General features: G+C 65.8%; 21 protein-coding genes. 9 read left to right on the forward strand and 12 right to left on the reverse strand.

From position 1 onward, the window contains the following. Positions 1-5: 5 nt before the first annotated feature. Positions 6-1,178: a methionine adenosyltransferase gene (gene metK / locus MCIT9_RS00275; RefSeq protein WP_317705468.1), complete on the reverse strand. Its 1,173-nt coding sequence runs from the start codon at positions 1,176-1,178 to the stop codon at positions 6-8. 205 nt (positions 1,179-1,383) lie between these two features. Here metK and MCIT9_RS00280 point away from each other — a divergent pair, with 205 nt between their 5' ends. The 5 genes from MCIT9_RS00280 (at position 1,384) to MCIT9_RS00300 (ending at position 5,697) form a co-directional block, all read left to right on the forward strand. Beyond that, positions 1,384-2,040, forward strand: coding sequence for a YiaD family glycine zipper/OmpA-like lipoprotein (locus MCIT9_RS00280; protein WP_317705469.1), 657 nt, complete (start codon positions 1,384-1,386; stop codon positions 2,038-2,040). Positions 2,041-2,118: 78 nt separating this feature from the next. Further along, positions 2,119-2,808, forward strand: a complete 690-nt coding sequence (gene phoB / locus MCIT9_RS00285) for a phosphate regulon transcriptional regulator PhoB (protein WP_317705470.1) — start codon at positions 2,119-2,121, stop codon at positions 2,806-2,808. Between the two features lie 6 nt (positions 2,809-2,814). After that, positions 2,815-4,101 carry a phosphate regulon sensor histidine kinase PhoR gene (gene phoR / locus MCIT9_RS00290; protein WP_317705471.1) on the forward strand — a complete coding sequence of 429 codons (1,287 nt, stop codon included), beginning with the start codon at positions 2,815-2,817 and terminating at the stop codon, positions 4,099-4,101. Next, a complete protein-coding gene (locus tag MCIT9_RS00295; protein ID WP_317705472.1) occupies positions 4,098-4,952 on the forward strand; it encodes a substrate-binding domain-containing protein in 855 nt (284 codons plus the stop codon). The genes phoR and MCIT9_RS00295 overlap by 4 nt, the downstream gene beginning before the upstream one ends. Positions 4,953-5,058: 106 nt before the next feature. Then, positions 5,059-5,697 carry a DUF4126 domain-containing protein gene (locus MCIT9_RS00300; protein ID WP_317705473.1) on the forward strand — a complete coding sequence of 213 codons (639 nt, stop codon included), beginning with the start codon at positions 5,059-5,061 and terminating at the stop codon, positions 5,695-5,697. On the opposite strand, the gene MCIT9_RS00305 is transcribed toward MCIT9_RS00300, so the two are convergent. The 4 genes from MCIT9_RS00305 to MCIT9_RS00320 are packed head-to-tail and all read right to left on the reverse strand — an operon-like array spanning position 5,694 to position 9,121. Further along, positions 5,694-7,205, reverse strand: coding sequence for a GGDEF domain-containing protein (locus MCIT9_RS00305; RefSeq protein WP_317705474.1), 1,512 nt, complete (start codon positions 7,203-7,205; stop codon positions 5,694-5,696). The two genes, MCIT9_RS00300 and MCIT9_RS00305, sit on opposite strands and share 4 nt — an antisense overlap. Continuing rightward, entirely contained in the window at positions 7,202-7,957 is a 756-nt protein-coding gene (locus tag MCIT9_RS00310; RefSeq protein WP_317705475.1) for an endonuclease/exonuclease/phosphatase family protein, read from the reverse strand. Before MCIT9_RS00310 ends, MCIT9_RS00305 begins: the two co-directional genes overlap by 4 nt. Then, entirely contained in the window at positions 7,957-8,574 is a 618-nt protein-coding gene (locus MCIT9_RS00315) for a thiol:disulfide interchange protein DsbA/DsbL (protein ID WP_317705476.1), read from the reverse strand. The genes MCIT9_RS00310 and MCIT9_RS00315 overlap by 1 nt, the downstream gene beginning before the upstream one ends. 19 nt (positions 8,575-8,593) lie before the next feature. Next, positions 8,594-9,121, reverse strand: coding sequence for a c-type cytochrome (locus MCIT9_RS00320; RefSeq protein ID WP_317705477.1), 528 nt, complete (start codon positions 9,119-9,121; stop codon positions 8,594-8,596). Between the two features lie 132 nt (positions 9,122-9,253). Between MCIT9_RS00320 and yihA the strand changes: the two genes are divergently transcribed. Further along, positions 9,254-9,955 (forward strand): ribosome biogenesis GTP-binding protein YihA/YsxC, encoded by a 702-nt coding sequence (gene yihA, locus MCIT9_RS00325; protein WP_317705478.1) that lies wholly within the window; start codon positions 9,254-9,256, stop codon positions 9,953-9,955. Between the two features lie 203 nt (positions 9,956-10,158). On the opposite strand, the gene polA is transcribed toward yihA, so the two are convergent. Both polA and MCIT9_RS00335 read right to left on the reverse strand, forming a co-directional pair. After that, the gene (polA, locus tag MCIT9_RS00330; RefSeq protein WP_317705479.1) at positions 10,159-12,858 is read right to left on the reverse strand and encodes a DNA polymerase I; all 2,700 of its coding nucleotides are present in this window, start codon (positions 12,856-12,858) and stop codon (positions 10,159-10,161) included. Positions 12,859-12,897: 39 nt separating this feature from the next. Next, positions 12,898-13,458: a rhodanese-like domain-containing protein gene (locus MCIT9_RS00335; protein ID WP_317705480.1), complete on the reverse strand. Its 561-nt coding sequence runs from the start codon at positions 13,456-13,458 to the stop codon at positions 12,898-12,900. 108 nt (positions 13,459-13,566) lie between these two features. Between MCIT9_RS00335 and rnd the strand changes: the two genes are divergently transcribed. Then, positions 13,567-14,733, forward strand: a complete 1,167-nt coding sequence (gene rnd / locus MCIT9_RS00340; protein WP_317705481.1) for a ribonuclease D — start codon at positions 13,567-13,569, stop codon at positions 14,731-14,733. Then, positions 14,730-16,286, forward strand: coding sequence for a bifunctional aminoglycoside phosphotransferase/ATP-binding protein (locus tag MCIT9_RS00345; protein WP_317705482.1), 1,557 nt, complete (start codon positions 14,730-14,732; stop codon positions 16,284-16,286). Before rnd ends, MCIT9_RS00345 begins: the two co-directional genes overlap by 4 nt. Here the strand turns inward: MCIT9_RS00345 and MCIT9_RS00350 are convergent. The 5 genes from MCIT9_RS00350 to efp are packed head-to-tail and all read right to left on the reverse strand — an operon-like array spanning position 16,256 to position 21,144. Continuing rightward, positions 16,256-17,617, reverse strand: coding sequence for a sigma 54-interacting transcriptional regulator (locus MCIT9_RS00350; RefSeq protein ID WP_317705483.1), 1,362 nt, complete (start codon positions 17,615-17,617; stop codon positions 16,256-16,258). The genes MCIT9_RS00345 and MCIT9_RS00350 overlap by 31 nt on opposite strands. Further along, complete coding sequence (locus MCIT9_RS00355) at positions 17,618-18,193, reverse strand: hypothetical protein (protein ID WP_317705484.1); 576 nt, start codon at positions 18,191-18,193, stop codon at positions 17,618-17,620. Then, entirely contained in the window at positions 18,190-19,602 is a 1,413-nt protein-coding gene (locus MCIT9_RS00360) for a sensor histidine kinase (RefSeq protein WP_317705485.1), read from the reverse strand. Before MCIT9_RS00360 ends, MCIT9_RS00355 begins: the two co-directional genes overlap by 4 nt. Before the next feature lie 26 nt (positions 19,603-19,628). Then, positions 19,629-20,603, reverse strand: a complete 975-nt coding sequence (gene epmA, locus MCIT9_RS00365; protein WP_317705486.1) for an EF-P lysine aminoacylase EpmA — start codon at positions 20,601-20,603, stop codon at positions 19,629-19,631. Continuing rightward, the gene (efp, locus tag MCIT9_RS00370; RefSeq protein ID WP_317705487.1) at positions 20,575-21,144 is read right to left on the reverse strand and encodes an elongation factor P; all 570 of its coding nucleotides are present in this window, start codon (positions 21,142-21,144) and stop codon (positions 20,575-20,577) included. The genes epmA and efp overlap by 29 nt, the downstream gene beginning before the upstream one ends. A 34-nt stretch (positions 21,145-21,178) precedes the next feature. Between efp and epmB the strand changes: the two genes are divergently transcribed. Continuing rightward, on the forward strand, positions 21,179-22,177 hold the full coding sequence (gene epmB / locus MCIT9_RS00375) for an EF-P beta-lysylation protein EpmB (RefSeq protein ID WP_317705488.1): 999 nt from the start codon (positions 21,179-21,181) through the stop codon (positions 22,175-22,177). Positions 22,178-22,275: the final 98 nt, after the last annotated feature.

The following is a 22,275-nucleotide window of genomic DNA, read 5'->3' on the forward strand; positions in this document are numbered from 1 at the left end:
CAGGTTCAGGAACGGGGCGGCAAGCCGGCGGCCTCGCGCAAAGCCTCGGCTTTGTCGGTGCGCTCCCAGGTGAATTCAGGCTCGCTGCGGCCGAAGTGGCCGTAGGCGGCGGTCTTGCGGTAGATCGGCCGCAAAAGGTCGAGTTCCTCGATCAGGCCGCGCGGACGCAGGTCGAAGTGTTCGCGCACGATCTCCACCAGACGGGATTCGGCGATCTTGCCGGTACCGAAGGTTTCGATGGTGATCGAGGTGGGCTCGGCCACGCCGATGGCGTAGGAAACCTGGATCTCGCAGCGCTCGGCGAGTCCGGCGGCGACGATGGTCTTGGCCACGTAGCGGCCCATGTAGGCAGCAGAGCGGTCCACCTTGGTGGGATCCTTGCCGCTGAAGCAGCCGCCGCCGTGACGGGCCATGCCGCCGTAGGTGTCGACGATGATCTTGCGTCCCGTGAGGCCGCAGTCCCCCACAGGCCCGCCGATGACGAACTGGCCGGTGGGATTGACGTAGAACTTGGTGTCCTTGTGGATCCACTCCCGCGGGATGACCTTGAGGATGATTTCGTCGATCACCGCCTCGCGGATGGCGCTCTGGGGGATGTCGGGCGCGTGCTGGGTGGACAGCACGACGGCGTCGGCGGCCACCGGGCGGTTGTCCTCGTAGCGCAGAGTGACCTGGCTCTTGGCGTCGGGACGCAGCCACGGCAGCACCTTGGCCCTGCGCAGCTCCGCCTGGCGCTGCACCAGCCGGTGGGCGTAATAGATCGGGGCGGGCATCAGGACTTCGGTTTCGTCGCAGGCGTAGCCGAACATCAGCCCCTGGTCGCCGGCGCCCAGATCCTTGTTCTCGGCCTCGTCCACCCCCATGGCGATGTCCGGCGACTGCTTGCCGATGGCCTGGAGCACCGCACACGACTGCCAGTCGAAACCGATGGCCGGGTCGTCGTAGCCGATGTCCCGCACCACCTCGCGCACCAGCTGCTCGGCATCGACCCAGGCGCTGGTGGTGATCTCCCCGGCCAGCAGTACCATGCCGGTCTTGACCAGGGTCTCGCAGGCGACCCGGCCCTTGGGATCCTGGGCCAGAATGGCGTCGAGCATGGCATCGGAGATCTGGTCGGCGATCTTGTCCGGATGCCCTTCGGAAACCGATTCGGAGGTAAAAATAAAGTCTTGGCTCACCCTGAAAACCTTCTTGTCATTGAGCTTGGAAATCGACGAAATGCGGCAATCCGCGCCAAATCACGCTATTCTAACTGAAAATGTAGCAGCAATCGGGAAATCCGGAATGAGAATCCCTCATCGCCGGCTGAACGGGATTCATGACGGATTCACCCCGATGCTGCATGATTCGGCTTATTCCAACGCCATCACCAAGGAGAACGCCATGAACAAAAAACTCGTGCTCATTCCCGGCCTGATGCTGCTGGCCGGCTGTACCACCAATCCTTACACCGGCGAACCCCAGGTCAGCAAGACCGTCATCGGTACCCTGGGGGGCGCGGCGGCCGGCGCGGCTCTGGGCGCCGCCGGCGGCGCCATTGCCGGCAAGCCCGGAACGGGCGCCGCCATCGGCGCCGGGGTCGGGGCGCTTGCCGGCATGGGCGTCGGCGCCTACATGGACCGCCAGGAAGCCATCCTGCGTCAGAAGCTGGCAGGCACCGGGGTGCGCCTGGCGCGCGAAGGCAATAACCTGCGCCTGATCATGCCGGGCAACATCACCTTCGCCACCAATTCCTCGGAAATCGCCCCGCAGTTCTATTCCACCCTCAACGCCATCGCTCTGGTCCTGCGCGAATATCCGGAAACCCTGATCGAAATCACCGGTCATACCGATTCCACCGGCAGCGAGGAATACAACCTGCAACTGTCCCAACGCCGGGCCCAGGCGGTGGCCCAGTACCTCATCGCCCAGGGGGTCGCCCCCAACCGCATCATCGCCCGCGGCATGGGGGAAAGCATGCCCATCGCCGACAATTCGACCCCCCAGGGCCGGGCGATGAACCGGCGGGTGGAGATCCGCATCCGGCCGATGCAGCGCTGAAGCCAAGCCCCCGCAGGTCACACAATTGTCATCTGCCGGGAATAAACTGGTGGTTAGGCTGATTGTTTTCCAACTGTCATGGCAAACGTCGATATTCTGATCGTCGAGGACGAGACCCCCATCCGGGAAATGCTGCGGATGGTCCTCAGACAGGCCGGCTTCGAGGTCCAGGAAGCCCCCGACACCTGCCAGGCGAGTCGTCAATTGTCCCAAAAACGCCCGGACCTGATCCTGCTGGACTGGATGCTCACCGGCCAGAGCGGCATCGACTGGGCCCGGCGGCTGCGCCGTGATGCCGATTTCAGCGACCTGCCCATCATCCTGCTGACCGCCCGCGGCGAGGAGGAGGACAAGATCGCCGGCCTCGACTGCGCCGACGACTACGTCACCAAACCCTTCTCCCCGCGGGAACTGATCGCCCGCATCAACGCCGTGCTGCGCCGCTTCGGCAAGGGGGAGAAACCCGGCATCCTCCATATCGGCGGCATCACCCTCAACCCCGAAGAACACCAGGTGAAGATCGACCGCCGCCCGGTCAATCTCAGCCCCACCGAATACCGCCTGCTGGAATTCTTCCTCACCCATCCCGACAAGGTCTACAGCCGCACCCAGCTGCTCGACCGGGTCTGGGGGCGGGAGGCCTATATCGAGGAACGCACCGTGGACGTCCACATACGCCGCCTGCGCAAGATCTTGGCGGAATTCGGCCGCGATGCTATGATCCAGACGGTTCGCGGTTTCGGCTACCGCTTCACGGCACAGCTTTAAGTTCACTTGAACACCCTGCTCTGGCGCACGGAAGGCCCGATCGTTTTCTGGGGATCGCTGGCGGCGCTGCTGGTCGGCTGGCTCGAGCAGCACCTCTTTCTCACCCTGACGCTTTTCCTGCTTCTCTATCTGGGCCGCCATCTGTACTACGCCGCCCAGCTGCTGGCCTGGCTGGGCGACCGCAAGACCGAACTTCCCGACGGCAACGGCATCTGGAGCGAAATTTTCCACCGGCAACGGTTGCTGCAGCGCCGCCACCAGCGGCGCAAACGCCGCTTGGGGAAGATGCTAAAACGCTTTCGCCAGGCCACCGAGGCATTACCGGACGCCACCGTGGTGCTGGACGAAGATTTCACCATCGAATGGTTCAATCCCGTAGCCGCCCAACTGTTAGGGCTACGGCGCCGGGACATCGGCCTCCGGATCGACGCGCTGCTGCGCTCGCCGCAGTTCATCGACTACCTCAAGGCCCGCCGTTTCGACCGGCCGGTCACCCTGCCCGCACCCGGCAACGAACGCCTGCAGCTGGAAATCCGCGTCGTTCCCTATACCGCCGATCACTATCTGCTCATCGCCCAGGACATCACCCAGATCCGCCTGCTGGAGCGGCAGCGGCGGGATTTCGTCGCCCACGCCTCCCACGAACTGCGCACCCCGATCACGGTGCTCAAAGGCTATCTGGAAGCCCTCATGGACAGCGAGGCGGTGGCCGAACCCCTGCGCCCGGTGCTGCCGCGCATGGATGAACAGATCCGCCGGCTTCAGTACCTGATCGACGACCTCCTCTACTTGAGCCGGCTGGAGACCGATCGCTGCCAGGCCAGCCAAAACAACCCCGTCGAAGTGGCGGCAATGCTCGAAGATATCTGCCACGACGCTGCCCGCATCCGGACCGAAACCGCCCCCATCCGTCTTGAGATCGAATCTTCCGCCCGTCTTCTCGGCAACGAGCAGGAACTGCGCAGCGCCTTTTCCAACCTGGTGGTCAACGCGGTCCACTACACCCCGCCGGAAGGGAAAATCACGGTCCGCTGGTACGACGACGGCGACCAGGCCTACCTGGAGGTCGCCGATACCGGCCCCGGCATCCCGGCCGAACATCTGCCGCGGCTGACCGAGCGTTTCTACCGGGTCCCGGAAGCCGATGCCCGCAATCCCACCGGAACCGGTCTGGGGCTGGCGATCGTCAAGCACGTGCTCAACCGCCACGGCGGTCGGCTGGAGATCGAAAGCGAAGTCGGGCGGGGCAGCGTGTTCCGTTGCCGCTTTCCCGCTGCCCGGGTGCAGCGGTGAGGCGCGGCAGACGCTGTTTCGTCCTGACCGTTCTGCTCGGTTGGATAATCCTGGGTCCGGCGGCAAGCGCCCGGCCCCTGCGGCTGGTGACAGAGCCACTGCTGGCGCCCGTCGCCGCCGCCTGGATCGAATCCCTACCCGATGCCAGCCGTCAAACCGCCAACGCCCTCACGGCCGTTCAGGCCCTGATCCAGGGACGCGCCGATGCCGCCGCCATCGCCCGGCCCCTGACGCCGGCGGAGCGGCGGCTGCTCCCCGGGCCGGTGCTGTCGCTTCCCGTCGGCCTCGACGGGATCGCCCTCTACGTGCGCCGCGACGCTCCCCTGCAGTCCCTGAGCCTGGGGGCGCTGGAACGCCTGTTCTTCGCCGCCAACCGCTGCCATCCCGCCGCGCCGCCCGTCTCCCTTTCCCGGCGTTTCGGGCTGGCGGCGGCGAGCGCCCGGCATTTCCAGTTCAGCGCGAAGGTCGGCTGCGGCAGGGCGCTCGCCACCGCTGTCACACAGCTGTCACGGGACAGGGACGTAATCGATGCCGTGGCGGCCACCCCCGGGGCCATCGGTTTCGCCAGCGCCAGCCTGGCAGCGGCGGCGGGCGTTCGGGCCTTGGCGCTGGCACGGCATCCCGGCGGGCGGCCGGTCCCGCCGAACCGCATCACCCTGCGCCAAGGCCGTTATCCGTTGACCCACTACCTCTACCTTCACATCCGTTCCGACCGGCAGGAAACCGTTGAACTGGCCCGGCACGCCCTGTCACCACCCGGCCAGCAGGTTCTGGAGCGCCGCTTCGCAGCTCTGCCCGACCCGCTCAGGATCAAGGCCTTGCGGCGGCTGGTCGCACCTGGCACCCGTTGATTTGCGCTTTCGAGGGCCGGGAGGAAATTGCCGGCCGCAACCGTTCAATGACGATTCAGCGCCGCTGGGTTATCCTTGGGAACTGTCCATCTGTTCGGAGCCTCCGATGGAAACCCTAGACCAGATCACCCAGACCCTGGCCCTGTCCATGGGCGCCGCCTGGGCCAGCGGCCTCAATCTGTACGCCACCCTGCTGGCGCTCGGCATCCTGGCCCAGACCGGCAACCTGCAGCTGCCGCCGGACCTGCAGATCCTCGCCAATCCGCTGGTCATCGGCGCCGCCGGTTTCATGTATCTGGTGGAATTCGTCGCCGACAAGACCCCCGGCGTCGACACCGGCTGGGACAGCCTGCACACCTTCATCCGCATTCCCGCCGGCGCCATGCTCGCGGCCGGCGCCATCGGCGACCTCAATCCCGCGGTGGAGCTGGCGGCGGCGATCGTCGGCGGGGGAATCGCCGCCGGCACCCACGCCACCAAGATGAGCACCCGGATGCTCATCAATACCTCTCCCGAACCTTTCAGCAACTGGACCGCCTCGGTGACCGAAGACGTGGCGGTCTTCGCCGGCATCTGGGCCTCGCTGCACCACCCCTGGCTGTTTCTGGGGGTGCTGCTGATCTTCATCCTGCTGATGATCTGGCTGCTGCCCCGGTTGTGGGCGGCGATCCGGGGCGTGTTCGCCTGGCTGGGACGGAGGTTCGGGGGCACACCGGCGCCGCCACCCCGGGACAACACCGGCTAACGGGCGATGCAGCAGTCGCGGCCGCGTTCCTTGGCCTCGTAGAGCGCCTGATCGGCGCGCTCTATCAGGCTTTCCGGGGTATCGTCCTCCTGCACCTGGGTCAGGCCGCAGGAAATGGTGATCGGCACCGGCTTGCCGCGGCTGTTGAAACCGCATTGCTTCACGGCCTGACGCACCTTCTCGGCCAGCTTGAGCGCACCCTCGCGCCCGGTTTCCGGCAGCAGCATGAGGAATTCCTCGCCACCGTAGCGGCCGACGAAGTCCACCTCGCGGATTTCCTCCCGCAACACCTGGGCCACCACCCGCAGTGCCTTGTCACCGGCCCGGTGGCCGAAGCGGTCGTTGATACGCTTGAAATGGTCCACATCCCAGAGCAGCAGGCTGAAAGGCTCCCCGAAGCGGCGCCAGCGGGCGAATTCCTGCGCCAGGCGCTCATCGACCGCCTGGCGGTTCGGTAGGCCGGTGAGGGGATCATGCAGCGCCTGGTGATGAGCCAGGCGCAGGCGCTGACGCAGATCTTCCGCCTCCTGTTCCAGCTCCCGCAGACGCCGGGTCAGCTCGGCGATCCGGCGCTCGGCCGCCTGGTTGCTACGTTGTTCCGCCTCGCGAAACGCCTGCAGCTGTGCGGTCAGGATATCAAGCCGTTCGGCCACCGCCTGCTTGAGGGCTTCCAGATCGGTTTCCTGCAGGGTGTGCAGCCGCAGATGATCCACGTGGATGGACAGTTTCTCGTTCCAGCGCCCCCCTTCCCTCAGCAGCAGCTCGCTCACGTCCAGGGTTTGGGATTCGAGGGTCTGCAGCTTGCCGCTCAGCTGCTCGAGGAAACTTTCAATCGCCGCCTGCTCCTGCCGCAGCCGCATGTTGATGGCGTTGAGCAGTTCGGCGGTTCCCTCCAAGGCTTCGGCGACCGCCCCCTCCTGCGTCAACAGACCGGTCAGGCGCTCGCCCGCCTCGGCCAGATCGGGAGGAATCTCGATCTCCGCAAGCAATTCCCGCAGCTGGCGCTGCAACGAAGCGATACCGTCGTCTTTCCGGCGGCGCCCCCCGAACCATTCCCTCAGGCACTGCCAGGGGGAGCTGGGCGGGGCGGCGAACAGGTCACGAAGCGCATCGCGCAACGCAGCGCCATCGGGATACGTCTTGCCGGCCAGCGCCTCGAGATGCTGGCGTTCACGCGCGTCGGGAGCGCACTCGCACAGGAAAGCGATCACTTCCTGCTGCCAGGAAGGAGGGGCTCCATCCCCCTCCGCTTCCTTCTGACGCAGGATCTGCTCGCTCAAGGCGTCGACCTGTTCCAGACGCTGCTGATTCAAAATCCCCTGGCGCAGAATCTCCCGCAACTGCACCAACCCGGGATCGGCCTCCGGCCGGCAACCTTCGCAGGCCAGCGTCAGCCGGATCAGGGCCCGGGCCAGGCGCTTTTCGTTACGCGCCTGCAGGGCCTGCTGTTCGTCGAGCTCCCGGGCCAGATCGACGGCCTTCTGCTTCCAGGGGTTGGTTTCCGTCATGCCGCCAGCGCTGAAACGGTTTCAGGGACCAGGATCTCGGCGCCCACCGGCAGGTGATCGGAGCAGACGAAATCGAACGCCTGCATCCAGTTCACCTCCAGGGTGGGGCTGACGAGAATGTGATCGATCTGACGTTGCGGACGCCAGCTGGGGAAGGTCGGCGCCGATTCGGGGGACCGCAGCCCGGTACGGGCCAGAAAACGCCGCAGGCTGCGGGAACGGGGAGCGCAATTGAGATCGCCCATGACGACCACGTGCTGCAGGCCCTGGAGCCGCTCGGCGATGAAATCGAGCTGGCGGGAGCGGGTTCTGGCGCCCAACGCCAGATGCACCACCGCCACGTGCAGGGCGGTTTCCCCTTCCCCGAAGCGCGCCAGCAACGCCCCCCGCCCCGGGAGCCCCGGCAGCGAGGTGGTATAGACCGAAGCGGGCGGAATCCGGCTGAGCAGCCCGTTGCTGTGCAGGGCCAAACGGCCGAAGCGGCGGTTGACCTGGTTGTACCAGAAGGGAAAATCGGCCTGGCGGGCCAGGTATTCGGTCTGGACCACATACCGGCTGCGGGCGCCGCCGCCGTCGACCTCCTGCAGCCCGACGATGTCAAAAGGCCGCAGGAAGTCGGCGATACGCGCCAGATTGGTGAAACGGTGGTCGCAAGGCCACAGGTGTTGCCAGCTTTTGAGCAGATAGTCCTCGAACCGGCGGGTGTGAATGCCGGTCTGGACGTTGAAGCTGGCCAGCCGCAGGGTCGGCATCAGGGTTTGGCGGCGGCCAGTTTCTGGCGCTCCTGGGCCACCAGCTGATCGAGCACTTTGATCATATCCTCGAAACTGCCGGCGGTACGGCCGGTGATCAGGTACTTGCCGTTGACCACCAGCGCCGGCACCCCGGTGATGCCGTATTCAGGCGCCATGGCCTCGGCCTGACGCATCTTCATGTCCACCATGAAGGAATGGAAGGGGTTCTTGAAAGTCTCCTGGTCCACGCCGTGGGCGGCAAAGAATGCCGCCAGTTCTTCCTCGCTGGCCATGCGCTTTTTCTGTTTGTGCATGGCGTCGAAGAAGTCCTTGTGGATCTTGTCCACCACCCCCAGGGTTTCGGCGGTGAAATAGGCCCTGGCCTGCGGCGCCCAGTGGGGACCGAAGATCGCCGGCTGGCGTTTGAACACCACGTCGGCGGGCTGTTTCTTGCGCCAGGCTTCAAGATAGGGGTCGAAGCGGTAACAGTGGGGACAGCCGTACCAGAAGAATTCGATCACCTCCACCTTGCCTGAATCCTCGGTGGCCTTGGGGGGATTGAGCTCGAGATACGGCTTGGCAAAGGCCGGCAGCGCCAGAAGCAGCAGCCAGCCGGCGAAGAGGGTTCGAAGCATCGCTTTCATCCTGTCTCCTTCATTTCAAGGTGGCGATATAGGCCGCCACCGCTTTCATTTCATCCTCGGTCATACGGGCGGCGATCTGGCGCATCGGCGTCTTCCCGCCACCGCGCGCGCCTTTGGCGTAATCTGTCAACGCTTTGACCGTATAGGCGGCGAATTGTCCCTTCAGCAGCGGGAAACCGGCAGGCGCATTGCCCTGCCCCTCCGGGCCGTGGCAGGCGCTGCAGGCGGGGACCTTTTTCTCCGCGATCCCGAAACGGTAGATCCGCTCGCCTTGCGGATCGGCCTCTTCGGCTTCCGGCTCGGGGCTTTGCGCTGCGAAATAGGCGCTCAGTTCGGCAATGTCGTCATCGCTCAAAGCGGCGGCGATGGCGTTCATCGCCGCCACCTGCCGGGTGCCATCCTTGAACTGACGCAGCTGCTTGCTCAGATACTTGAAATTCTGTCCCGCCAGCTTGGGAAACACCGGCATCGCCCCCTTTCCAGCCTCACCGTGACAGCCGGCGCACTGGGCCGCCTTCTCCTTCGTGGCCGCCGACACTCGGGCAGCACTTGGAAGTGCAGCGCCGGTCAAAGCAACCATTCCAATCAATGTTAGTATAGTTTTAAACTGCATCGTTCCCTCCCGATTCGTATTGTCGGGTTATTGTACCCATTTTGCCCTTGAAGTCTGATGAATCCGCTTTACCACCGCGCCCGCTTTCTCCTCAGCACCCTGAATTTCGCCCGCGACGTCCCCGACAAGGGTTTCGAGGTTGCATTCGCCGGCCGTTCCAACGCGGGCAAGTCCAGCGCCCTCAACGTCATCACCCACCAGAAGTCCCTGGCCCGCACCAGCAAGACGCCGGGCCGGACCCAGCAACTGGTGTTCTTTGAGATCGACGCAGAGCGGCGCCTGGTGGATCTTCCCGGTTACGGCTACGCCAAAGTGGGGGGCGAAACCCAGCAGCGCTGGCGCCGGGCCCTGGAGGAATATCTGCGGTCACGCCGGTGCCTCAGGGGGGTGTTTTTGATGATGGACATCCGCCATCCCCTGACGGAATTCGACCGGCGCATGATCGAGTGGTGCGGCTACTACGACCTGCCGCTGCACATCCTGCTCACCAAGGCGGACAAGCTCAAGTACGGCCGGGCCAAAAGCACGCTGCTGCAGGTGGAAAAGGCCTTGGCCGAATTGCCGCTGCAACCGAGCGTGCAACTGTTCTCCGCGCCCAAGCGCATGGGTGTGGACGAGGCCCATGCGGTGCTGGACCGCTGGCTGGCGACCGGCGACAAAAAAAACCCCGAAGCCAAGGGGGAGAGGCTTCGGGGTCAGTCAGGCTCCGGCTTGGGGGAACCGGAGCGGCTCGCTACTCATAAGGGAGGAAATGAGTAGGTTGGGCGTCGTTCCCGACACGTACCCTTAAGACTGCCCCCGACGGCAAAAGTTCCACACCCGACCCTGGCCCCTACGGTGCCGGCGGGAGCGGGGCTTCGGGGACGCTGTGAACCCATCCCTGGGCGCTCGATACCCGGCCATCCAGGCCGGGTACGCCCCTCAGCCCCGCTCCCGCCGGCACCCCGCCCCTCCGAGTCGGGTCAATGGGCCTCGTCCCAGTTGACCCCGATGCCCACATCCACTACCAGCGGCACCCTCAGTTCCGCCGCCGACGCCATCCGCTCGCGGATCGCCCGGCAGGCTTCCTCGAGCCGATCCTCGGCAACCTCGAACACCAGCTCGTCGTGCACCTGCATGATCATCTTCACCGGCGCCCCGCTGCCGCGGATCCAGGCGTCCACGGCGATCATCGCCCGCTTGATGATGTCGGCGGCGGTGCCCTGCATCGGCGCGTTGATGGCGGTGCGCTCGGCATACTGGCGGCGCTGGGGATTGCGTGACTGCAGCTCCGGCAGGTACAGGCGGCGGCCGAACAGGGTTTCCACGTAGCCCTGCTCGTAGGCCTGACGGCGGGTGCGTTCCATGTACTCGCGCACCCCGGGATAGCGCTCGAAATAGCGGTCGATGTAGCTTTGCGCCTCCTCGCGCTCGATCCCCAGCTGCTTGGCCAGACCGAAGGCGGACATGCCATAGATCAGACCGAAGTTGATGGCCTTGGCGCGGCGGCGCTGTTCGTCCGTGACCGCCTCCGGCGCCACCCCGAACACTTCGGCGGCGGTGGCCCGGTGGACGTCAGCGCCGGCGGCGAACGCCGCCAGGAGATTGGCGTCTTCGGACAGGTGGGCCATGATCCTGAGCTCGATCTGGGAATAGTCCGCCGCCACCAGCCTGCAGCCCGGCGGAGCGATGAAGGCGCGGCGGATGCGCCGCCCCGCTTCGGTGCGAATGGGAATGTTCTGCAGATTGGGATCCGAGGAAGACAGCCGCCCGGTGGCGGTGACCGCCTGGTGATAGGAGGTGTGGACCCGGCCGGTGCGGGGATGGATCTGCTGGGGGAGCTTGTCGGTGTAAGTGCTCTTGAGCTTGCTCAGGGAGCGGTATTCCAGGATCAGCCGCGGCAGCTCGAAATCTTCCGCCAGCTTCTGCAGCACCTCCTCGGCGGTGGAAGGCTGACCCTTGGGCGTCTTCTTCAAAACCGGCAGGCCCAGTTTGTCGTAAAGGATGTGCTGGATCTGCTTGGGGGAGCCCAGGTTGAACGCCTCCCCGGCGAGGCAATGAACCTGTTCCTCCACCTTTGCCATGCGCTCGGCCAGCTCTGCGCTGAGACGGGCCAGCTCGTCCCGGTCCACCAGCACCCCACAGCGCTCCATGCGCAGCAGCACCGGCACCAACGGCATCTCGATCTCCTGGTACAGGCGCTTGAGCTTGGGCTCGGCTTCCAGTTTGGGCCAGAGCACCTGGTGCAGGCGCAGGGCGATGTCGGCGTCCTCGGCCGCATAGGGCGCCGCCTGGTCCAGGGCCACCCGGGAGAAGCTCACCTGCTTCGCGCCCTTGCCGGCCACCGCCTCGTAACTGACGGTCTTGATTCCCAGATAGGTCAGGGCCAGGGAATCGAGGTCGTGCCGGGTGGCGGTGGGATTGAGGACGTAGGACTGGAGCATGGTGTCGTGGGCGATGCCGCGCAATTCGATCCCGTGGTTGGCGAGCACGTGGGCATCGTACTTGAGATGCTGGCCCACCTTGGGATGATCTTCCGACTCCAGCAGCGGCCGCAGTCTCTCCAAAACGGCCTCACGGTCCAGCTGCGCCGGGGCCGCGGGATAGTCGTGTCCCACCGGCACGTAGGCGGCCTCCCCCGCCTCCACCGCGAACGACAGCCCCACCAGCCGGGCGTCGAGATAGGCGAGATCGGTGGTTTCGGTATCGAAGGCGAACAGGGGGCTGGCCTCCAGGCGCTCGAGCCAGGTCCGCAACTGATCCGCGGCCAGCACCGCCTGATAATCGGCGGGATCGCCATCCTGGGCCGATTCCCCCTGGGTCGTGGGCAGATCGAGCTGGCGCAGCCAGGTGGTGAATTCGAAACGCTTGAGCAGCTCGATCAGCCGGGCGGTGTCCGGCGGCCGCCGTTTCAGATCTTCCGGATTCAGATCCAGGGGGAGGTCATCGTGCACCTTGACCAGTTCGCGCGACAGCCGCAGCCGGTCCAGATGGGCGCGCAGGTTCTCCCCCACCTTGCCCCTGATCTCGCCGGCGTGGGCGATGATCTCGTCCAGGGAGCCATACTGCCGCAGCAGTTTGGCCGCGGTCTTGGGGCCGATGCCGGGAACGCCGGGGACGTTGTCGGAAGTATCCCCCACCAGCGCCAGGTAATCGGCGATCTGGTCGGGGTGGACGCCGAACTTTGCCATCACCCCGGCCGGGTCGAGGCGGGTTTCCGACATCGTGTTGTCGAGGAGGATGTGGTCGTCCACCAGTTGGGCCAGATCCTTGTCGCTGGTGGCCACCACCACGTCGAATCCCTCCCGCTCGGCCCGGCGCGCCAGGGTGGCGATGACGTCATCGGCCTCGACGCCCTCGATCTCCACCACTGGAATCCCCATGGCCCGGATCAGTTCCTTCAGCGGCCCCAGCTGGACCTTGAGCTCGTCCGGCATCGGCGGGCGGTGGGCCTTGTAGGCGGCGAACAGGTCGTTGCGGAAGGTCTTGCCGGGGGCGTCGAACACCACCGCGAACCAGGGGGTGTCGTAAGTCTCCAGCAGCTTGCGCAGCATGTTGGCGACGCCGTAGATGGCGCCGGTGGGCTCGCCGCGGGCGTTGCTCAGGGGCGGCAGGGCGTGGAAGGCCCGGTACAGGAAGGAGGACCCGTCCACCAGGACGAGGCGTTTGCGGTCTTGGCTCATGGCGTTTCCGGATGGGACCGGCGTTTTCGATACCGGAGATCAGCGGTGTTTGGCGGCGTCGTAGGGACGGTAAAGCAGCTCGTCCTTCAATTCGTAGGTGTACGGAAGGCCGTCGTATTGCCAGCCTTCCACCCGTCCCCGGTTACCATAGAAGGGACTGTATTTGCGCAGCAAAGTTTTCTCCTCCGGGGTGCGGCCGGTGAAGGCAGCGCCCTCGAAACCGTCGCGGACGTTGTAGACATGTTTGAAACCGGCCTGCACCAGGGCATCGGCCGCCGGGGCGCTGCGTCCGCCACTGCGGCAGATCACCAGCAGGGTGTCGGTTTTCTTGAAGCGGCTGGCCACGTCCTCGACGAAATGAGGGTTGCGGTGAGGCCCCCCGCGGAAGAAAACGAAGGGAATATTGTAGGCCATGGGCGGATGGCCCACCAGCCGGTACTCCTCCGGGCTGCGCACGTCGAGAAGATAGACCGAACCGCCCCCGGTCATCAGCCTGTCGTAAGCCTCTAGGGCGGTGATGTTTTGCGCCAGGCGCGCGTCCCCGGCCGCCTGGGCCAGGCCGGAAAGCAGAAGCAACAGCAAAAGCGAGCGTTTGAACATCGGTATCTCTCCCACGTCTATGGAATGAAGGCAACAGGATACCGCCTTCCCGGTCTTTTGGTATATTTGCCGCAGCCCGTGCTTTATCGAAATCCACCCAGGAACCCCATGACCACCCTATCCAAAGCCCCGGTACGCTACGTCGACACCCCCGTGCAGCTGCGCCGGCTCTGCGACCGACTCAAGGACAGCCCGTTCTTCGCCCTCGACACCGAGTTCCTGCGCGAATCCACCTACCACCCGCAGTTCTGCCTGCTGCAGATCGCCGCCGCCGATCAGGTGGCTTGCGTCGACCCCATCCGCCTGCCCGATCTCGACCCGCTCTGGCAACTGCTGTACGAATCGGACGCCACCAAGGTCTTCCACGCCGGCTTCCAGGACCTGGAAATCTTCCATCACCTGCACGGCCGCCTGCCCGCGCCCGTCTTCGACACCCAGCTGGCCGCCCCGCTGCTGGGCTACGGCGACCAGATCGGCTACGCCCAGCTGGTGGAGGAGGTGCTGGGGGTGACCCTGGGAAAAGGCCACAGCCGCACCGACTGGCGCCGCCGCCCCTTGAGTCCGCAGCAGATCGACTACGCCGCCGACGACGTCCGCTATCTGGTCCCCCTGTATCTGGAACTGCGCCGCCGCCTGGAGGAAAGCGGCCGGGTCGACTGGCTGAGCGAGGACTTCGAGCGCCTGACCCGGCCGGAAACCTACCGCAATCCGCCCCAGGACGCCTGGCGCCGCATCAAGGGCACCCGCCGCCTCAAGGGACGGCAGCTGGCGGCCCTCAAACGCCTGGCGGCCTGGCGCGAGGAAACCGCCCGGCGGGAGAACCTGCCCCGCGGCTGGGTGGTCAAGGACGATCTTCTGTGCCACATCGCCCGCCTGCAGCCGCAGAATCCCCAGCAACTGAAACAGCTGCGCGGCCTCAGCGACAAGGCCGTCGCCCGTTACGGGCAGGACATCTGCGCCCAGGTCGCCGCCGCCTGCGACGATGCGCCGGAAAAGGCCCCGCCCCGGCCGCCCGCCCGCACCCCCCGGCAGGAAGCCCTGCTCGATCTGCTCAGCGCCGTGGTGCGGCTTCGGGCCGAAGCCCAGAATCTTCATCCCAACGCCCTGGCCAGCCGCAAGGACCTGGAGAAATTCCTCGCCGACCCGGCCGGATCGCGCCTGTGCCAGGGCTGGCGCCAGCAGGTGATCGGCGACGATCTGGTGGCGTTTCTGGAAGGCCGGCGGCATCTGCGGGTGGTCGGCGGCGAGCCGGTGCTGGACGAGGCCGCCGCATGACGCTGCCGCCGCTGATCCGGGCGCTGCTGAATCCGGCGGTCTATCCCCATCCGACGGAGAATCTCCGTTACCGCGAAACCCACATCTCCTGGGTCATTCTCACCGGCCCCTACGCCTACAAACTCAAAAAGCCGGTGGACTTCGGCTTTATCGACTTTTCCACCCTGGAAAAGCGCCGCTTCTACTGCCACGAGGAACTGCGTCTCAACCGCCGCCTGGCGCCGCAGTTGTACCTGGCCGTGGTGACGGTCACCGGCACCCCGCAAAACCCCCGTCTGGACGGGGACGGCGAGCCCCTGGAATACGTGGTGAAGATGCGCCAGTTCGCCGACCGCGACCTGCTCAGCCGCATGACCGAAGAAGGCCGGCTGCGGGAGAGCCACCTCGAAACCCTGGCCGCACGCATCGCCCGCTTTCACGAAAGCGTCACCCGGGCAGGCGCCGGCGACCCCTACGGTGAACCGCAGACGATCCAGAGCGCCGCGCTGCAAAACTTCCGGAGCATCGACGCCGGGGCCCTCGATCCCGCCCGCGCCGCCCGGCTGGACGCGCTGCGCCGTTGGACCGAGGCTGCGTTCGAACCGCTGGCGTCCTGCATGGCCCAGCGCAAACGCGACGGCTGGGTGCGCGAATGCCACGGCGACCTGCACCTGGGAAACATTGTCCTCTGGCAGGGGGAGCCGCTGCCGTTCGACTGCATCGAATTCAACCCCCAGCTGCGCTGGATCGACGTCGTCAGCGAGATCGCCTTCACGGTCATGGACCTGGCCGCCCGCGGCCGCCGCCCCCTGGGCTTCCTGTTCCTCAACGACTGGCTCAGCCTTACCGGAGACTACGAGGGAGTGCGCCTGCTGCGCTACTACCTGATCTACCGGGCCATGGTGCGGGCCAAGATCGCCTGGTTGAGCGCGCGCCAGCACCCCGAAACCCGAGAATCTCTGGAGGCGTGCGCCCGTTACCTGGATCTGGCCGAGTACTTCCGCCAGTCCCGGCGCCCGCTGCTGCTGGTCACCCACGGCTTTTCCGGCAGCGGCAAGTCCTACGCCAGCCGCCGGCTGGCGGCCCGTCTGGGGGCGATCCACCTGCGCTCGGACGTGGAGCGCAAGCGCCTGGCGGGACTCCCGGCCGAAGCCCGTACCGATGCCGGGCTGGAGCGCGGCATCTATGGGGCCGATTTCACCCGCCGCACGTATGCCAAGCTGCTGCGCGACGCCGAGACGATTCTGGCGGCCGGCTGGCCGGTGATCGTGGATGCCACGTTCCTGAAGCGGGAATACCGCCAGTGGTTCCAGGCGCTGGCCGAACGTCTGCATGTTCCTTGGCGCATGCTCGACTTCCAGGCCGACGAAACCGTGCTGCGGGCCCGGATCGAACAGCGGCTGCGGCAGCGCCGCGATCCCTCGGAGGCCGACCTTCAGGTGCTGGCCTACCAATTGCGCCACCATCAGCCCCTGAGCGAAGCAGAGCGCGCCGGGGCCGTCTCCATCGACACCAGCCGGGGCTTCGACATCGAAGCCGTGCTTCAGTGCTTGAATTCCCGCGGGTCAAGCTGATGGCGGTTGAGCAGGCGGTAGAACTCGGTGCGGTTGCGCTTGGCCAGCTGGGCCGCGTGGGTGACGTTGCCGCGGGTGATCTGTAGCAGACGGACCAGATATTCGCGCTCGAAGCGGCGCTTGGCTTCCTTGAGGGGGGGCAGCGTCGCCTCGCCTGCCTCCCCGCTGATCGCCCGCTGCACTAGGCTCAGGGGAATCAGCGGCGTGTTGGTCAGGGCCACGCACTGCTCCACCAGGTTGTGAAGCTGGCGCACGTTGCCGGGCCATTCGTAACGCACCAGGTATTCCAGCGCTTCCGGGGAAAAACCCTTGACCTTGCTGCCATAGGACTCGGCCACCTGCTTGAGGAAATGGTCGAGCAGCAAGGGGATGTCCTCGGGACGCTCGCGCAGGGGCGGCACCTTGAGGGTGACGACGTTGAGGCGGTAATAGAGGTCTTCGCGGAAATCGCCTGCCTCGACCGCCGCCGTCAGATCCACGTGGCTGGCGGAAACGACACGCACATCCACGGCCACGGTCTGGGTGCTGCCCACCGGGCGGACGGCCATTTCCTGCAGCGCCCGCAGCAGCTTCACCTGGAACATCTTCGGCATGTCGCCGACTTCGTCGAGGAACAGGGTCCCGCCGTCGGCGGCCTGGAACAGGCCGGGATGGTCCTGGGTCGCGCCGGTGAACGCCCCCCGCTTGTGGCCGAAGAGTTCCGATTCGAACAAATGTTCGGGAATGGCGGTGCAGTTGACCGCGATGAAAGGTCCCTCGCACCGGGGACTGGCCTCATGGATGGCCCGGGCCAGCAATTCCTTGCCGGTGCCGCTTTCCCCGTGAATGTAGACGCTGGCGCGGCCGCGGGCGACCTTGGCCACCTGGTTGAGGAGGTCCTCGATGCCCGGACTCTGGGTGACGATGCGGCGGCGCCAGTCTTCGCCCTCTTCCTCCGGCTCGGCATCGACGCCCTGGCAAATTTCCAGCGCTTGGGTGACATGGTGCAGCAGCGCCTTGTTGTCCACCGGCTTGGTCAGAAAACCGAACACGCCTTTCTTGGTGGCGTCCACGGCATCGTTAATCGTGCCATGGGCGGTGAGGATGATGATGGGCAGGGTGGGACAGCGGCGGTGGATCTCGTCGAACAGCGCCATCCCGTCCATTCCATCCATCATCAGGTCTGTGACCACCACATGGGGCCGGAACCGCAGCAGATCGTCGAGGGCCTGCTCCCTGCTGCCGACCGGCTTGACGGTGAAACCCGCCGCGCTCAGGCGCATGGTCAGCAGCCGCAGGAAGCTCTCATCGTCGTCGACCACCAGGATGCGTTTGCGAATGTCCTGATCCATTCAGGGAACCCCGTGATGATTGAGACTCTTTTCCAAGGCTTTGAGCGCCTCCAGTTTGCTCTGGCACTGGCTGAGGGTGGTCTGACAGCGCTGCAGCCGTTGCCCCTGCTGCCGGCAATACCGCCGCAGCCGGGCCAGTTTGCGGCTCCATTCCCGCTCGTGACGGCGGCTGCTGAACAGGCGTTGGGCGATCAGACGCTGATAGGCCAGAAACGCCCGCAGATCGGCCGGGCGCACTTGTTTTCCGGCCTCATCCAGCAACTCGAGGGCGACGCGCAGCTCGTCCTGTTCCGCCAGACAGTCCGGCGTGACCAACAACGCCAGCGCCAGGTGCAACCGCCCCCCGAGACTCGGCGCTTCGGTGACAAAATCGTGCAGCCAGCGGCACTCATCCCGCCGTTGCAACGGCGGCAGCCCCGCCAGATAACCCAGATAGCCGCTCAGCTCGGTCAGCGTGACGGCCTCGTAGTCAGGTTCCTGGAACTGCGGTCTGGGCGCCTCTGCCGTCACCGTCCGGCTGCCTCCGCAGCCGGCCAGAATCAGACAGAGCAACCCGATGCCAAACCAAGGTTTCAAATGCGTACTCCATCCACCGGCAGCGTCACCCGCAAACAGGCGCCCCACCCTTCCACATCGACGATTTCAACCCTGCCACGATGAATCATCGCACATTCGTTGACGATCGACAGGCCCAGCCCCGTCCCTTCGATCCCCATCCGTTTCCCCAGCCGCCCCTGGTACAGGGCATCGAAGACCCGTTCGCGTTCCTCGGGCGGAATCCCGGGTCCCTGGTCGCGGATTTCGAAGATCACATTCCCCTTGCGCCGCTGCAGCTTCAGCTCGATCACCCCCCCCCGGGGGGAGTATTTGACCGCGTTGGACAACAGGTTGTCGATCATCGAGCGCAGCTGCTCCGCAAACCCGAACAGTTGACAGGATTCGAGCTGCTTGCGCACCTGAATCTCGTTGACCCGGAGACGGACCCGGTAATCCTCGAGCACGTCATCAACCAGACGGTGCATGTCCACCTGCTGCGGCTTCTGCACGGTTTCGGTGCTCTGCAACTGGCTGTAACGGATCAGATCCTCGATCATCCGATACAGGCGGCCGGCGTTGACGCCGATGATACGGACGATCTCTTCCTGTTCGGTGTTCAAATCTCCGACCACCCGGTCGGCCAACAATTCCGTCCCTTCGTGAACATTGGCCAGCGGGGTCTTCAGTTCGTGGGAGATGTTGCGCATGAAGCGGCGTTTCTCCGCCTCCAGCATGCGCAGGCGGAGACGCAGCCAGTCCAGACGCTGACCGAGGGACTCCAGGTCCCGGGGGCCCTGTACCACGATCGGCTGGTCGAAGTCGCGGTCCCCCAGTTTGCGGATGGCCGCATCCAGCTGCTTCATCGGCCGGGTGATGAGATAGATGAAAACGGCGACCAGCCCCAGGGCGACCGGCAACAGGATGACCAGATGGCGCATGGTCTGCTGGCGCGCCTGGCGCGAGCGCTCCTCCAGGTTCTGGAGATGACGCCCCACCAGCTGAATGCTGAGTTCCCAGATGCGTTCGGCCAGCTGGCGCAGCTGCGCCAGCTGATCGGCGACCGCCAGCTTGGTCTGCCGATCGAGTTTGGGGTCGCTCAGCTGGGCATACAGGTCAAATTCGTCGCCTTCCAGGCGGCGCAGCAGGCGGCGCAGTTCCGGCTCTCCCGCGGACATTTTCGCCAAGCCTTGCAGTTCGCTGACGAAAGTCTGGCGCAGCTTCCGGTAATGCTCGAACAGAGCCGCATCCTCCAGAATCAGCGCCTGCTTGACGCTGCGCTCCATCGCGGTCAGGCGTTCCAGCAACATGCGGCTCGCCTGGGTCAGGCTGACTGCCTGATAGACCACCCTCTGACTCTGGCCGGTCAGCTGTTCCAGGGAGTAGAGCGCGGAACCCAGCGCCAGGATCAGCGGCGCCAGCACCAGGATGAAGCTGACCAGCAGCAGCACGGATAGGGAGGGAAAACGCAGGCGCTTCAATGGAGTCGCTGCCAGGAAAAACTGACGACCGCGTCAATGTCGCGGCGCTGCAGCCGCAGCATGAGCAGACGGTCGAGACCGACGGCGACGCCGCTGCAACGGGGCAGACCGGCGCGGAGGGCGGCGACGAAAGCCTCGTCCAGCGGCGGCACCGGCAGTCCCTGCCGGCGTCTGGCGTTCCGGTCGGCCTCGAGACGGCGGCGCTGTTCCTCGGGATCGGTCAGTTCGTCGTAGCCGTTGCCCAGCTCGACGCCGTTACAGAAGACCTCGAAGCGCCGGGCGGTCCGGCCGTCCTCGTTCAAACGCGCCAACGCCGCCAGCGGGGCGGGATAGTCGCAGACGAAGACGGGCCGGTGGCGGGGGAGATTGGGCTGCACCCGGTGGGAGAACAGCAGATCCAGCCACAGGCTGCGGTCTTCGCCGCACAGGGCGGCAGCCTCCGGCAGCCCCAGGCGCCGGGCGCGTTCGGCCAGCGCTGGCAGCGGCGCATGCCAGGAAACCCCGACCCAGCGCTCGAACACCTCGGTATAGGACAGGCGGCAGCTGTCCTCCAGGGGGGGCAGCAGGATCCGCAGCAGGTCGGCGACCTCGTCCATCAGGTCCGCAAGCTCGAAACCCGGACGATACCACTCCAGCAGGGTGAATTCGGGATTGTGCCAGCGCCCGGCCTCCCCGCGGCGGAAGGCCTTGCAGATCTGGTAGATGGGGCCGGAACCGGCGGCCAGCAGGCGCTTCATCAGCAGTTCCGGCGAGGTCTGCAGATAACGGGTCCGGCCGGCATCGGGAACGGCGAAGAAATCCAGCTGCGGGTCGGTGCTGACCGTCGGCGCCAGCAGCGGGGTTTCCACCTCCATCACCCCCCGTTCGGCGAAGAAGCGGCGAACGCAAGCCAGAAGCCCGGCGCGGGCCCGCAGCGCCTTGAGATCGCAGCCGGGCTGCCAGCTATTTGGTGACGCGGGAGACGTATTCACCGGTTCGGGTGTCCACCTTGATGACCTCGCCCTCCTGCACGAACAGCGGCACCCTCACCACGGCGCCGGTTTCCAGCTTGGCGGGCTTGGCGCCGCCGCTGGAGGTGTCCCCGCGCACCCCCGGGTCGGTTTCCACAATCTGCAGTTCGACGAAATTGGGTGGGGTCACGGCGATGGGCTGGCCGTTCCACAGCGTGACGGTGCAGGTGGTCTGCTCCTTGAGCCACTTGGCCGCATCCCCGACCGCCTTGGCGTCGGCGGCCACCTGCTCGAAAGTGTTGGGGTCCATGAAATACCAGAACTCGCCGTCGCTGTAGAGGTACTGCATCTCCACCTCCAGAACGTCGGCGGCCTCGATGCTTTCCCCCGACTTGAAGGTGCGCTCGAGCACCCGGCCGGTCTTGAGGTTGCGGAACTTGACCCGGTTGAAGGCCTGCCCCTTGCCGGGCTTGACGAATTCGTTCTCGAGAATGACGCAGGGATCGCCGTCCAGCAACACTTTCAGCCCCGGCTTGAATTCGTTGGTACTATAGCTCGCCATGAAATCAGCTTCCTTGTGTTAGGGTTGATCGAAAATGGCCTCCATTATAACCCAGCCCTCCCCCCTGCCGGCGTGGCGCCGGGAACTGGCTGAGGGTTTCAAGCGCCCGGAGGAATTGCTCGCCTTCCTGGGGCTGCCCGCCAGCGGCTGGGATGCGGCCGCGCAGCGGGATTTCCCCCTGCGCGTCCCCCGGGCCTTCGCCCGGCGGATGCGCCGCGGCGATCCCGACGATCCGCTGCTGCGCCAGGTACTGCCGCTGGCGGCGGAGAACGCGGTCGCCCCGGGATTCGTCAGCGACCCGGTGGGGGACGGCCGCGCCCGGGCCGCCCCGGGACTGCTGCACAAATATCACGGCCGCGCCCTGCTGGTCACCACCGGGGCCTGCGCGATCCACTGCCGCTACTGCTTCCGGCGTCATTTCCCCTATTCCCGGGCGCAGCTGACCCCCGCGCGCCTGCGGCCAGCGCTCGACTATCTGCGGCGTCATGAGGAGATCAGCGAGATCATCCTCAGCGGCGGCGACCCGCTGATGCTCGCCGATGCCCGGCTGAGCGGGCTGATCCGGGCTCTGGAGGACATTCCCCAGCTGCGCCGCCTGCGCCTGCACACCCGCCTGCCGGTGGTCCTGCCCAGCCGGATCACCGAGGCGCTGACCGAGCGGCTGGCCGCATCCCGCCTACAATGCGTGATCGTGGTGCACGTCAACCACGCCAACGAGATCGACGCCGATGTCGCGGCGGCGGTGACCCGGCTGCGCCAGGCGGGCATCACCGTCCTCAACCAGGGCACCCTGCTGGCCGGCGTCAACGACACCCTGGGAGCGCTCGTCGCCCTGCAGGAGCAGTGCTTTGCCACCGGGATCCTGCCCTATTACCTGCACCTGCTGGACCGCACGCGGGGAACCGACCACTTTGAGGTGGAGGCGCTGCGGGCCAGGGAGCTCTACGAGGCCCTCCGCCGCCGCCTGCCCGGCTATCTCACACCCCGTCTGGCGCGCGAAAGCCCCGGAGCTCCCTATAAAATCTGGTTTTAGATCAAAAACATATCGCGGCGATATGGTATTGATCGACAACAGGTGTTGAATTATTTCCTCATCTTCGCTATAACCACACCCGTGCATTGAGCACTCAA

The sequence above is a fragment of the Methylomarinovum caldicuralii genome (assembly GCF_033126985.1).
GTDB lineage: Bacteria > Pseudomonadota > Gammaproteobacteria > Methylococcales > Methylothermaceae > Methylohalobius > Methylohalobius caldicuralii.

Excerpts from the sequence above, each read along its gene's own strand:
- MCIT9_RS00280 (WP_317705469.1), top strand. The coding sequence starts at position 1,384 with ATGAACAAAAAACTCGTGCTCATTCCCGGCCTGATGCTGCTGGCCGGC.
- phoB (WP_317705470.1), top strand. The coding sequence starts at position 2,119 with ATGGCAAACGTCGATATTCTGATCGTCGAGGACGAGACCCCCATCCGG.
- MCIT9_RS00300 (WP_317705473.1), top strand. The coding sequence starts at position 5,059 with ATGGAAACCCTAGACCAGATCACCCAGACCCTGGCCCTGTCCATGGGC.
- MCIT9_RS00305 (WP_317705474.1), bottom strand. The coding sequence starts at position 7,205 with ATGACGGAAACCAACCCCTGGAAGCAGAAGGCCGTCGATCTGGCCCGG.
- MCIT9_RS00310 (WP_317705475.1), bottom strand. The coding sequence starts at position 7,957 with ATGCCGACCCTGCGGCTGGCCAGCTTCAACGTCCAGACCGGCATTCAC.
- MCIT9_RS00315 (WP_317705476.1), bottom strand. The coding sequence starts at position 8,574 with ATGCTTCGAACCCTCTTCGCCGGCTGGCTGCTGCTTCTGGCGCTGCCG.
- yihA (WP_317705478.1), top strand. The coding sequence starts at position 9,254 with ATGAATCCGCTTTACCACCGCGCCCGCTTTCTCCTCAGCACCCTGAAT.
- polA (WP_317705479.1), bottom strand. The coding sequence starts at position 12,858 with ATGAGCCAAGACCGCAAACGCCTCGTCCTGGTGGACGGGTCCTCCTTC.
- MCIT9_RS00335 (WP_317705480.1), bottom strand. The coding sequence starts at position 13,458 with ATGTTCAAACGCTCGCTTTTGCTGTTGCTTCTGCTTTCCGGCCTGGCC.
- rnd (WP_317705481.1), top strand. The coding sequence starts at position 13,567 with ATGACCACCCTATCCAAAGCCCCGGTACGCTACGTCGACACCCCCGTG.
- MCIT9_RS00345 (WP_317705482.1), top strand. The coding sequence starts at position 14,730 with ATGACGCTGCCGCCGCTGATCCGGGCGCTGCTGAATCCGGCGGTCTAT.
- MCIT9_RS00350 (WP_317705483.1), bottom strand. The coding sequence starts at position 17,617 with ATGGATCAGGACATTCGCAAACGCATCCTGGTGGTCGACGACGATGAG.
- efp (WP_317705487.1), bottom strand. The coding sequence starts at position 21,144 with ATGGCGAGCTATAGTACCAACGAATTCAAGCCGGGGCTGAAAGTGTTG.
- epmB (WP_317705488.1), top strand. The coding sequence starts at position 21,179 with ATGGCCTCCATTATAACCCAGCCCTCCCCCCTGCCGGCGTGGCGCCGG.